The organism is Acinetobacter sp. ABJ_C1_1, assembly GCF_044684115.1.
Taxonomy (GTDB): domain Bacteria; phylum Pseudomonadota; class Gammaproteobacteria; order Pseudomonadales; family Moraxellaceae; genus Acinetobacter; species Acinetobacter nosocomialis_A.
On record NZ_JBITPU010000009.1, the window covers coordinates 69,308 to 81,806 of the forward strand.

The following is a 12,499-nucleotide window of genomic DNA, read 5'->3' on the forward strand; positions in this document are numbered from 1 at the left end:
TCGAAACACAAATGTATAAATCTTATTTGTTTAGTTCTAAAAGTCTCTTGCTCATTTCATTGAGCATGTTGCCTATGTTCGTCTCGGCCAAAACTATTTTAATTTTAGGAGATAGTATTAGTGCCGGTTATGGAATAGACCCTAAACAAGGTTGGGTACAATTACTACAAAAACGTTTAGACCAACAGTATCCCAAACGACATAAAGTGGTCAATGCAAGTATGAGTGGTGAAACGACTAGTGGCGCGTTGGCACGATTACCTAAACTTTTACAGACGTATAAACCAGAGGTTGTTGTTATTGAGTTAGGTGGGAATGATGGCTTGCGTGGACAACCGCCACAAATGATTCAACAAAATCTGTCTCAGCTCATCCAATTAAGCCAAAAACAAAAAGCGCAGGTTATTCTTTTTGGTATGAAGATTCCGCCAAATTATGGGGCCGCTTATAGCAAAGCTTTCGAAAACAGCTATAAAACTGTGAGTCAAAAATATCAGGTGAAATTACTACCATTTTTCCTTGATGGAGTTGCTGGGCAAAAGCAACTAATGCAAAATGACTTGATTCATCCAAATGCTCAAGCACAATCGAAACTACTTAATTTAGCTTATCCATACATAAAAGGTGCCCTATAGGCACCTTTTAGTTTTAAATCTTTTTAGACTGATCAGAAGTCAAAAAAAGTAACTTCACCAGTTTCTAGTGAATATTCAGCGCCTACAACAATTAATTTACCTTGTGCAATTAAATTTTCTAGCACTGCCGACCCATGACGTAACTGATTTACCGAAGCAAAAACGTTTGAACGTACTGCATGGCAGGATAATTTTTTCAAATCATTTTTCAGATCAGTTTGCATTAAAATTTCAACAGATGGACGAACACGGTTCACAATCGACATCAAGTTAGATGAAGGCGGTTGATCAGGGTTCATTAATGTATCAATTGTTGCTTGAATCGCACCACAATGACTATGTCCTAATACAACTACAACTGGACAGTCATAGCGCTCTGCTGCGAACTCAACACTACCAACTTGTGAAGGTGCAACCACATTACCAGCAACGCGAATTACGAATAAGTCACCAAGACCTTGATCGAATACCATTTCTGCTGGTACACGAGAATCTGAACAGCCTAATACAATTGCAAACGGATTTTGATCCTTTGCCATTTCAGCACGTTCGTGATGCGATAAGGTTTTTGTAAGGGAAGTATTTCCATTTACAAATCGTTGATTACCAGCTTTCAAACGATCCAAAACTTCTTGCGCAGTAGGCATTGTATATTTCCATTGTTTTTTCAAGGTTGGAAATCATTTTAATGTGTCAAAATTTGAATGTCACTGACAAAAAATAAATCCTTTTTCATGAAAAAATTTAAAAATACTCAAACGATTTTAAGATAGCTATTACTGCATATTCCCTACTGTTTAGTGAAAAAATAGACATACTTTAGTTTGTAGATTGACTATAATTTTCTTCATTCCAAACGTTTGGCAAATGACTCATTGGCAAAGTTTTTCAATAATTTTTCAAACTCGCTTAAGCTTCAAGGATGAAATCTATGACCAGGTTGTCTGCATCAATTAAAGCCTCTATGAAAAAAACTGCTACTGCACTGACATTAGCTTGTAGCTTATGGTCGGTTATGAGCATTTCTCAAGCACAGGCAACCGATAATCTTGATGTGACGTTCCAAACAGTCTTACAGCAAGAACGTAGCTGGGCGGGCCTTCAAAGCAAAAAATTAAAAGTAGGTGATATCACTTGGTCATATAGTGAAGGTGGTTCGACCACAAAACCAACCTTATTACTTATTCATGGTTTAGGTGGCAGTCGTGACAATTGGAATCGCATGGCGCATTACTTAACTACGAATTACCACGTCATTATTCCAGACCTACCAGGTAGCGGCGAAACTATTGTTGCTCAAGACTTTGACTATTCGGTTCCGAACCTTGCTGAAAAATTACGCCGTTTTGTTGAAGCTGAAAATTTGAAAGGACCTATCCATATTGCTGGGCACTCACTTGGTGGTTCTATTGCCCTACTCTATGCTGGACAGTATCCATTTGAAACCAAAAGTCTATTCTTGGTTGATAGCGGCGGTATTTTCCGTTCTGCCAATACAATTTATCTAAAAGACCCAGCCTACTTAAAACAACTTTTGGTCTCTAAAAAAGGTGACTTTAATTATTTATTAAAACAAACCATGTTTAATCCTCCGTTTATTCCTAAAGAGTTCTTACAAGCACAAGAAAAACTGATGATTAATCAGGCACCACAAACTCAAAAATTGGTCGACCAACTCATTGCACTCAATAAAGTCTATACTCCAGACTCTTTTGCGGTACTCACCAAAACCATTGATGCACCCACACTCATTTTATGGGGCAAACAAGATAAGATTATTAATGTAGAAGTGGCGAGTGAACTAAAACGACTTTTGAAAAACGCACAGCCTCCAGTTATTTTAGAAAACGTAGGCCATATGCCAATATTGGAAGCTGAGCAGTTAGTTATTCAACAATATGTACCGTTTTTACTGAAAGTAGAAACAGATCAGATGTCAAAAACGACCGCACCTTAAATAAAACTTCGGACTTGTGAGACCTTATGTCTACCCAACCAATCATAGAAAAACTTATTGAAGCTCATCTAGATTTTTTAGATGAGCAATTTGCTCAGACTCAGGTGATCCAACAAGAGTTTGAACAATTTTATCATTGGTTGGGCAGTCGACAATTACAACTCCTTTGGACCTTTGACCAAATTCAACAGCTCATTCAAAAGCAGATTTTAGGTACACCTGCTTCTGATTTTTTGATTGAACAGATTGCTGAGCATATTCGATTTGCACTCATTCATCCTGCAAATGACACGGCAACAGTTGAAGACGTTATTCCTGTTTTAACCATTGACCGCATTGCGCAGTATGTTGCAAGTAAAGAAGAGCACCGTAAAAAACTCATTAAAACAATTGTAAATAATCCGGCCTTTTCTGCCCTTTTAACGCAACTGATTCAGCAAACAATGCATGATTATTTAGATGAATCTATGTCAAAACGCGTACCGGGTGTAGGCCGTTTTATGAAAATGGGTAAATCGGTATTAGAAACAGTGACTGATTCTAATCTCGACGATACCATTAACCATTATTTGCAAAAGAATATTTTAAAACTCAGCCAAATGAGTGAGCGTGTTTTAAACCAACATTTTGACAATGATAAGCTCTACCATTTTCAGGCAAATGTTTGGCACAAAGTTAAAACGATGCCTCTTTCTGTTTTAAAAAATTATGTAGAAGTTCAAGATTTAACAAAAACAGTGGGCTTAGGACATGAGATTTGGGACCACATTCGTCAAACTGATTACCTGAAACAACAAGTACATGATGGTATTTACACTTGGTATGTGCGTAATCAGGAACGTAACTTCGACTTATTACTGCGTGACCTTAATATTGATGAAAGCCTAGTACAACACGAACTCACGCAGTTACTTGTACCAGTATTACAACAATTAGTGACAACAGGACATTTAAGACGTCGTGCGCGTGTTTACCTAGAAAAGTTTTATTATTCTGAAAAAACATTAGATATTCTAAACAACAAAGGCGCTTAAAGCGCCTTTGTTGTTTAACTATTTAAAATTTATAAATAATACCCAAATTATAACGGCGTCCGTCTAAAACATAATTGTAAGTTGCTACATCAATATCTTTATCAAATAAGTTATAAATACCTGCTGCAACTTGGATTTTATCAGTCGGTTTATAGTTCATACCAATATCAACCAACCCATAAGCAGGCTTTCCTTCAGCCATTGAAGTTCGGCTTAAATATTCAGAAGTTTTACTACGGAAATTCAAGCGGCTCCACATGCCCACCAAATCATTCACTTGCCAATCCAAAGTAGTATTAAACATGTGTTCCGGCATTTCATTTAAAGGTTGACCTTTAAACTCCCCACTCTTTTGCTCTGTATCGGTATAGGTATAATTGGCATTCAACTTTAAGTCAGGTGAAATGAGCCAACCAAACGTCGCTTCAACCCCTCTCATACTGGCTTTATCTACATTCGTACGTTGACTGACAAAATCAAATTTTGTACCTAACCAATCACAATTATAAGTACCTGCATCTCCTGAACAGGTTCTAACTTCTGTAATTTTATCCTTAAATTCGCTATTAAAGAGCGTTAGGCCAGCATTCAAGTTATCTAAATTATCCCAAGAAAATGACAGCTCATAGTTGGTACTTTTTTCTGGTTTTAGATTTGGATTACCAACAATTACCCCTGCTGAACGTCCTCCGCCTGTCGCTTGTCCCCATTCCGCTACTGTCGCTCTTAGCGCAGGTGTTTTATAGCCTGTTGATACACCGCCTTTAATGATCCAGTTATCATTTAAAGTCCACACACCGTAAACTTTAGGAGTGAAATGGTCTCCAAATTTTTCGTCCTGATCCATACGCAGTGACATTGTTAAAGTAAAAGGATCAATAATATTCCATGCATCTTCTGCAAATAATGCCCAGCTATAACGATCTAAATTAGAAACAGGTTGTGACCCACCCACTTTTAACTGGTTTCCTAAGTCATCTAATTCTTCTTTTAAATAACTCCCCCCAACGCTCAGTGCATGATTTGCGAGTGTGATCTGGTTAAGCGTATTAAAAGTAGTATTTACAGCCTCCATGTTTCTCGAAGGATTCTTGTTCTCTTCGCGTTGAATATAAGAATGAGTTTTCACAGGACCAATGTCACCACGATGGGTCAAACTATATTCGGTACGATAATAATCCGTTATTGAATCCACTGGTGGATTACGTCCAGTTTGAATAGGCGAAACTGATTTTCCAACTGTAGCATTACGATTTTGAATAGAACGCTGATATTCAAGTTCAATGGTATGTTGATCATTCGGAGTCAGACTTAAAGTAGCCCCACCAGCACGGATTTTTTGTTTGCTATAACCACCAATAATTTCATCTTCATCTCTTTGTGAAAATGTCCCGTTGGCCTTTAACCCAAGTAAATTCTTAATTAATGGCCCTGAAACATAAGTATTGGCTTGGTAAAGATTGCCAGATTTATTGTTTTCTTGGATGGTGGTATCTAACTTAACTGAGCTACTCCAAACATCTGCAACTTTTTTAGTAATAATATTAATTACACCGCCCATCGCATCTGAACCGTAGAGTCCAGACATTGGACCACGAATAACTTCAATACGTTCGATACTTTCGATTCCCGGTAACCAACCTTGTTCAATACCTGAATTATCACTATTTGGTCGTACAGAACGTGTATTTACTTTCTTACCGTCGACCATAATAACGGTATAGGCACTCCCCATTCCACGAATACTGATATCAGATGAACTTCCGCCGCCTGTAACCACAACACCAGGTACGTCTTTAAGTGCATCGGTGACATCACGATATGCTTTTTTATTAATTTCATCTTGAGTTAAAACGGAAATAGAAGCAGCTGCTTTTTTTATATTTTGTTCAAAACCACTTGCTGTCACGACTATTTTTTCTAACTGTGCAACTTCACTATCTTTTTTATTTTTTCTGGAAGAATCAACTAAAATATTTTCACTTTCAGCGGCATAGGCCGCAGGAAACATTCCTGTAAGTACCGAAATTGATAGTACAGATTGGAAAATACGCTTAGTCATATCCTGCTCCAACAGATTAAATTATGAATAAATATTAAGTTTTACTTAAACAAATGTAACAAATTTAAATAATAAAATAAATAATATTGATAATTATTTTCAATTACTAAAAATAAAAAAACCTCATGGAGAGGCTTTTTTATTTCACTTTTCAAATAATTTTATTACTTGAAGTAAGCGCCTTCTGCTTGCGTATGGTCTGTTTGGTCAACCACACGTTGAAGCTCAGGAATGTTTTCTTTCAAGGTTGTTTCTACGCCTTGTTTTAAAGTCACATCAATTGCAGAACAACCTTGGCAACCACCACCGAATTTCAATACAGCAGTTAAGCCATGTTCTGGGTCATCTTGCACTTCTACCAAGCTACAATTACCGCCATGCCCTGCAAGACCTGGGTTAATTTCTGCTTGAAGAATGTAAGTAATACGTTCTTCAATTGAAGCATCTGGTCCTACGCGTGGCACTTTAGAGTTTGGTGCACGGAAGGTTAACTGACCACCAAAACGGTCTTTATTGTAATCAATTACAGCGTCTAAAAGATATGGAATAGACGGTGCATCAATGTATGCAGGAAAATCAGGATAGTCCTGTTTATAATCCGTTGGTACCACTTCTTCTGGTGCGCTATATGCCATACAGCACTCTGCACGTGGTGTACCCGGATGTTCAACAAAAATTCGAACGCCAATTCCCGGAGTATTTTGCTTCGCCAATAATTCGTGCAAATACTCTTGTGCAGATGGTGTAATCAAAAGGTTCGGAATTTCTTCTGCAACAGCAGTGTTGGTGTTCTCAGTCGACATAACAATATTCCTCAAGCTGATGCCTTTATATTAACCGAAGATGAGGGGGATTTAAAAAAAATCAACTAAATTTGTCGGATTTATACACAACAGGGTTTCAAGTTGTATTTTTAATGGCATTATTGACCTTAGTATTGATCATTTTTTAAATATTTCTTATGTTGCATTTGCCGTTTAACCATACCATTACCCTTATTATTATTACGGTCGTCGTCTCTTTACTTGCTTTTAGCAATCAAAACGTTATGAACCGCCTGATCTTCTGGCCGCCTGCAATGCAACGTGGACAATTTGATCGTTTCATCACTCATGGTTTTATTCACGCAGATGGTACTCATTTACTCTTTAATATGATTACCCTGTTTTTCTTTGGCAGTATTATTGAAAGTTTTTATCGCCAATATTTCTACGACATGGGCTTTGTGTTGTTCTATTTAGGCGGGTTAATTTTTGCGATTTTACCAAGCTATCTACAACATAAAAATGATGCAAACTGGGCAAGTCTTGGAGCTTCAGGAGCTGTAGCTGCTGTTTTATTTGCCTATATCCTGTTTCAGCCATGGAAGCTGATTTTTGTATTTTTTATTCCAGTACCAGCCATTATTTTTGCGGTTTTATATGTGGCTTATAGTATTTGGGCTGGTAAACGTGACAATACGCATATTAACCATAGTGCACATTTATGGGGTGCAGCTTACGGTGTAATCGTAACGATTTTGATTGAGCCACGAGTGATTCCGCATTTCTTAGATCAACTTACCCGCTTACCGTTTTAAACTTAATGTTTTTGAAAAGCCCGATATGGGCTTTTCTTTTTTTCTCATTTATTTATCAGCATAAATTCTCAGACATTTTTCTGATTTTCTTTGATCAATTCCTTGTTTTGATAGCAAAAACCATCTGATTAAACTCAAGCACAATTCTTTTAATAATTCAGATGATACAATGAAGTACAAAGCTCTTTTATCTAGTCTTTCCATTGCTTTATTTAGCTTATCTTTAGCTGGCTGTAACGATAATGACTCACAAGAAACTACAGCAAGTACACCAAAGCAGCCCAATATTTTATTCATTATGGCTGATGACTTAGGCTATTCAGATTTAGGAGCCTTTGGTGGTGAAATTCATACGCCTAATATTGATAGTTTGGCACAAGAAGGCCGACTTTTAACGGACTATCATACTGCACCCACTTGTTCCCCTACTCGCTCGCAACTCATTTCAGGAACTGACCACCACCTAGCAGGTATAGGTGCTATGGCAGAGCTTACCCCTGACCGTTTAAAAGGACAGCCAGGTTATGAAGGCTATTTAAATGAACGCTCTTTATCAATTGCTCAAGTACTCAAAGACAATGGTTATCGGACATATATTAGTGGTAAATGGCATTTAGGGTTAACCCCTGAAACCAATGCACATGCCAAAGGTTTTGATCATTCATTTACTTTATTGCAAGGTTTAGACCATCACTTTAAACAAGCTCCAAGCACTTTTAAGCGAAACTCGACCTATACCGAAGATGGACAAATTATTCCTGTTTCAGCATTGCCTGATGACTTCTTCTCGACCAACTATTTTACCGACAAATTGCTGAGCTATTTAGAATCAGGTAAAAATAGCGGCAAACCGTTCTTTGCTTATGCTGCATATACAGCACCACACTGGCCTATACAAGCTCCAGCAGAATACCGGGACAAATATCGTGGCGTTTATGATGTTGGCTACGATGCCATTCGCAAAGCACGTATAGCACGCCAAAAACAGCTTGGAATTATTCCGGCAAACTTTGAGGCTGCAGAACCAATTGCGACGCAAAATGCACCACAAAAATATGGAAAATGGGATGAGTTAACTGCTGAGCAGAAAGCACTTGAAGCCCGAAAAATGGAAATCTACGCAGGTATGGTAGAAAATCTTGATGCCAACGTAGGTCGAATTATCCAATATCTAAAACAAAATAATCTTTATGAAAATACTTTAATTTTCTTTGTTTCTGACAATGGCGCAGAAGGTTTTATTCGTGGTGGATATGGTAGTGAATCTGGTTTTGATAACTCTGTAGCAAACGTAGGTACCCCTACTTCATACCACTATATTGGACCACGTTGGGCCGAGGTCAGTGCTGCCCCATTCCACTTATGGAAAGATACCGCTGGGGAAGGTGCAACCACAGCACCTGCCATTGTGAAATTACCAAATCAGAAGAAAGCTGAAGAAACCAATCATAGCTTTGCGTCGGTACTCGACGTTTTTCCAACATTATTAGATTATGCTCATATTCCAGTACCTCAAGGGCAATATAAAGGCCGAACCATTAATACGCCAAGCGGTTATTCTTGGAAGTCTGTACTTGAAAATAAATCACAAACCATCCGTCCAGCAAATTTCAGTTTTGCCGATGAACTCCATGGCAGTAAATATGCCAAACAAGGCGAATGGAAAATTGCGCTTCAAGGTCGTCCTGAATTAGGTACGAGTACTTGGGAGCTCTATAACATTGCCACTGACCGCGGTGAAAATCACAATGTTGCGCAGCTTTACCCAGCAAAAGTACAAGAGTTGCTCTCGGTTTATCAAAAATACACTGAGCAAAATGGCGTACAGGAATATAACGCCAAATGAAATTGAAACTGGTTCTAAGCACTACAATCAGCCTGCTGTTCATCACAGGCTGTAGTAAGTCTGAACATAGCTCTGACACGAAAACAGTTTTACCAAAGCAAGCCACTCCATCGGCTGCTTTGGGTTCTATTGAACAGTGTAAAAGTTATACAGGCCTTCCTACAGGTTGGCTTAAAAATGCAACTGCCGGAATGGTGTTCATTCCAGATGGACATTTTAATTTTGGCTCTGAAAAAGCTTATCCTGATGAACTTAATTTTGGAAAGAAACAACGGGAAGTTAAAGGTTTCTGGATTGATCAAACTGAAGTTACTGTTGCTCAATTCTCAAGTTTTGTAAAAGCTACTGGTTATATTACCGATGCTGAAAAACAAAAACAGGCTGCTGTTTTTTCTCCTGATTCACATCATCCCCAACAATGGTGGCAACTCAAATCAGGATATACATGGAAAACTCCAAATGGCAAAAATGGTACACTTCCCAACCCTCATGAACCTGTAAGGTACGTAACAAAAAATGATGCTGAACATTATGCAGTTTGGCTAGGACGCGATTTACCCACTGAACTTGAATGGGAATACGCCGCTAAAGCGAACTCACAAACTGACACGTCTCTACACCAAGCACCTATCGATGAACATCAGCATCCCCAAGCAAATTACTGGCAAGGCACATTCCCTTTTGAAAATTTGAATCAAGACCATTTTACTGGTGTTGCTCCTGTCGGCTGCTTTAAGCCTGATGGCTTTAAGCTATTCGATATGATTGGAAATGTATGGGAATGGACATCCTCTCCCTACCAAGGAGCGCATGATCAACATATGGGTAATTATTCTGATTTAAGACAAAAAGAAATGAGCAGTACCCAATATGTCATTAAAGGAGGCTCATTTTTGTGTGCTGAGAATTACTGTTCACGTTATCGAAATAGTAGCCGTTACCCTCAAGATTTTGATTTAGCAGCTACCCACGTCGGTTTTCGAACAATTTTACGTACACCTTAACAAGTTAAAACTATTTTTGTAGTGTTGATATTTCTTAACCAAAAGTAGATCGAAAAACGATCTAATAATTTTTATAGTAGATAGTAAAAGGGAGAATGATAAAAAGTGAGAACAATATGAAAGCATTACTAGTTTGTGCAGCAGCAATTTTCATACTATCACTATCTACTTGTGCAGTTTATACCCCAGCTGGCAGTGTTGTGGTCGATCCGGATTCACCTTATCACAATCATCCAGGAGACTTCTGTCCACCAGGACAAGCTAAGAAAGGTCGTTGCTAAAGGTTTAGATAAACTGTAATCGAATTGACCTTGCTCTTTGGCAAGATGACTTACAGCTCATGTGAAGGGTTTCACCCAAAATTAGATGGGGCGAAACTAGAAAATTATGGTGTAAAAAAATCACCATATCCCCAAGATTTTTAAAAGACAATCTTACGTTGTCTTTCATCTAGTTTCACCCCAATTCTTTCTTATTCCGTTTGACTTGTCTTATCGTTTCATAAAAAAGTCTAGTTTTTACTCATCATCGTATCTTTTTTATTGATACATTTTGAACATTTTATCTTCAGCTTAAATCTGATGATTTCGCTCTATACAAAATAATCATTTATGTAACGTAAGTCTATAAAAATGTTCTAAAAATGTGAAAAAAATTAAGGTAAAAATGAGATCGAATTATCATAAAAAATCACTCAAACTACCTCTATCACAAAAATAATTTAATTTTCATTTTGTCAGTTATTGCCACTCGTTTCTTTTAATTGGCATAGATAATGTATACACCTGTATATTAATGCTACCGTACAAGTGAGATATTTTATGTCCAGCCAGAGTCCAGATGAAGGTCTACAATTTCCGATACACGCTTCAACCAAAAAGCAAAGTACTTCTCGCACAGGCCAAGAGATTTTGTCAGAAGCTTTATCTATTGTAGATAATAAAACTGCTCAACAGATTTTGACTGAAAAAAACTGGCGGAAAAATTATCCAACATACTTTAAATCACTTGTTCAGCATGGACTCTCTAATAACAACAATCCGATTACCATTGCAAAACAGGGTTTACATAAGGCTCATCATCTCTTTGACTATTTCCGCGATGGTAAACACTATCTTTTAAAAGATGCTCTGCATATTTCCTCTTCTAAACCTTTAAATACAGTAAGGTTTAAAGGCGAAAGTGAAGCTGCACCAGAATGGTATGTGCCATATAAAGGTAAAAAACTGAGTGGACAAAGCTTACTCGATCAAATCCAAAAATGGGAAAGCGCAGGCATTATTGAGCCTAGCCACGCCAAAGCATTACGTGAAGCTGTTGCCCACCCTGAATGGTTTGATTTATCTGACCGCACTATGGTCCTGTTTGGTGCAGCATCAGAAGCTGGCCCCTTACCTTGGTTAGCAAAGTGGAAAGCGAATATTGTTGCAGTAGATTTACCGAACCCAAGAGTTTGGGGCAAAATTTTACATACGATTCAGCAAGGAAATGCGACGCTGATTGCACCTACGATTGAATCAGTTGACTCATCAGCAAAAGCTTCGGAATTAAGAGATAAATTAGGCGCCAATTTACTAACTCAGATACCAGAAATTGCACAGTGGTTAGTTCAATTTCCACAAAAGTTAGATTTGGCTGCTATTGCTTATTTAGATGGGGAAAAGCATGTCCGTGTCTCAATGGCAATGGACAGCATTATGCAATATGTGAGTGAACATAAACCTGATACCAGCTTAATGTTTATGTGCACCCCAACCGATGTCTACGCAGTACCCAAAGAAGTTGCAGATGCTGCTCAAGAGAAATTTAAATCTCGTTCACAACTACAAAAAATGGCTGCAAAAGGGGTTTCTGCACTTTCGCTCAAACGTTTTTTCCAAGCGCCATATCAAGATTTGATTACCAGCGAAAATGGTAAAACTTATGGTATTGCAGACTGTTTAGTGGTTGAACAAGGGCCAAACTATGCTTTGGCAAAACGTATTCAACAATGGCGTGCAACACTTGCCCGTCATCAAGGCCAACGTGTAAGTATTAATATTGCCCCTTCTACCACAACTCACTCGGTGACTAAAAATCCGCTACTTAAAGCTGCTTTTAATGGCGCAGAGCTTTTTGATGTAGAAGCATTTAACCCTGAAACCACCAATGCCATTATGGCGGCGCTATGGATTCATGATTTAAGAAATGAATCTTCTGTGGCAAACCCTGAAACCGTACTTGATCACCCTCTTGAGTTGATGATGGAAGGTGCCAACCACGGTGGACTATGGCGTGTGGCTTATTTAGCTCGTACTGCCCTTCCTTTTGCTGCAATTTATGGTTTTGCAACCGAAAAACTTCCATTTAGGAAATTTTCTAAAAAATAATGAAATTAAAAGC

Annotated in this window: 11 protein-coding genes; 8 read left to right on the forward strand and 3 right to left on the reverse strand. The window is 38.1% G+C overall.

What is annotated here, in order from left to right; translation table 11 throughout:
* Nucleotides 1-11: 11 nt before the first annotated feature.
* Complete coding sequence (locus tag ACG59Z_RS11795) at nucleotides 12-635, forward strand: arylesterase (protein ID WP_400199516.1); 624 nt, start codon at nucleotides 12-14, stop codon at nucleotides 633-635.
* A gap of 32 nt (nucleotides 636-667) precedes the next feature.
* Here the strand turns inward: ACG59Z_RS11795 and ACG59Z_RS11800 are convergent, their stop codons facing one another.
* A complete protein-coding gene (locus ACG59Z_RS11800; RefSeq protein ID WP_396479604.1) occupies nucleotides 668-1,282 on the reverse strand; it encodes a carbonic anhydrase in 615 nt (204 codons plus the stop codon).
* A 284-nt stretch (nucleotides 1,283-1,566) separates the two neighbouring features.
* On the opposite strand from ACG59Z_RS11800, the gene ACG59Z_RS11805 reads away from it, so the two are divergent.
* Nucleotides 1,567-2,592 (forward strand): alpha/beta fold hydrolase, encoded by a 1,026-nt coding sequence (locus tag ACG59Z_RS11805; protein WP_400199517.1) that lies wholly within the window; start codon nucleotides 1,567-1,569, stop codon nucleotides 2,590-2,592.
* A gap of 26 nt (nucleotides 2,593-2,618) precedes the next feature.
* Nucleotides 2,619-3,626, forward strand: a complete 1,008-nt coding sequence (locus ACG59Z_RS11810; protein WP_400199519.1) for a hypothetical protein — start codon at nucleotides 2,619-2,621, stop codon at nucleotides 3,624-3,626.
* A 22-nt stretch (nucleotides 3,627-3,648) separates the two neighbouring features.
* Here ACG59Z_RS11810 and ACG59Z_RS11815 read toward each other — a convergent pair whose 3' ends face one another.
* Together ACG59Z_RS11815 and nfuA are read right to left on the reverse strand one after the other, a co-directional pair.
* Nucleotides 3,649-5,688, reverse strand: coding sequence for a ligand-gated channel protein (locus ACG59Z_RS11815; protein WP_343569800.1), 2,040 nt, complete (start codon nucleotides 5,686-5,688; stop codon nucleotides 3,649-3,651).
* A 164-nt stretch (nucleotides 5,689-5,852) separates the two neighbouring features.
* Complete coding sequence (nfuA, locus tag ACG59Z_RS11820; RefSeq protein ID WP_004703125.1) at nucleotides 5,853-6,491, reverse strand: Fe-S biogenesis protein NfuA; 639 nt, start codon at nucleotides 6,489-6,491, stop codon at nucleotides 5,853-5,855.
* 158 nt (nucleotides 6,492-6,649) lie between these two features.
* Here nfuA and ACG59Z_RS11825 point away from each other — a divergent pair, with 158 nt between their 5' ends.
* From ACG59Z_RS11825 to ACG59Z_RS11845, 5 genes are all read left to right on the forward strand, one after another.
* Nucleotides 6,650-7,267 carry a rhomboid family intramembrane serine protease gene (locus tag ACG59Z_RS11825; protein ID WP_400199520.1) on the forward strand — a complete coding sequence of 206 codons (618 nt, stop codon included), beginning with the start codon at nucleotides 6,650-6,652 and terminating at the stop codon, nucleotides 7,265-7,267.
* A 169-nt stretch (nucleotides 7,268-7,436) separates the two neighbouring features.
* Nucleotides 7,437-9,113, forward strand: a complete 1,677-nt coding sequence (locus ACG59Z_RS11830; protein ID WP_400199521.1) for an arylsulfatase — start codon at nucleotides 7,437-7,439, stop codon at nucleotides 9,111-9,113.
* A complete protein-coding gene (locus ACG59Z_RS11835; RefSeq protein ID WP_400199522.1) occupies nucleotides 9,110-10,117 on the forward strand; it encodes an SUMF1/EgtB/PvdO family nonheme iron enzyme in 1,008 nt (335 codons plus the stop codon). The genes ACG59Z_RS11830 and ACG59Z_RS11835 overlap by 4 nt, the downstream gene beginning before the upstream one ends.
* A gap of 116 nt (nucleotides 10,118-10,233) precedes the next feature.
* Nucleotides 10,234-10,398: a hypothetical protein gene (locus ACG59Z_RS11840; RefSeq protein ID WP_400199524.1), complete on the forward strand. Its 165-nt coding sequence runs from the start codon at nucleotides 10,234-10,236 to the stop codon at nucleotides 10,396-10,398.
* 540 nt (nucleotides 10,399-10,938) lie between these two features.
* Nucleotides 10,939-12,486, forward strand: a complete 1,548-nt coding sequence (locus ACG59Z_RS11845; RefSeq protein ID WP_400199525.1) for a hypothetical protein — start codon at nucleotides 10,939-10,941, stop codon at nucleotides 12,484-12,486.
* The last annotated feature ends 13 nt before the right edge of the window (nucleotides 12,487-12,499 follow it).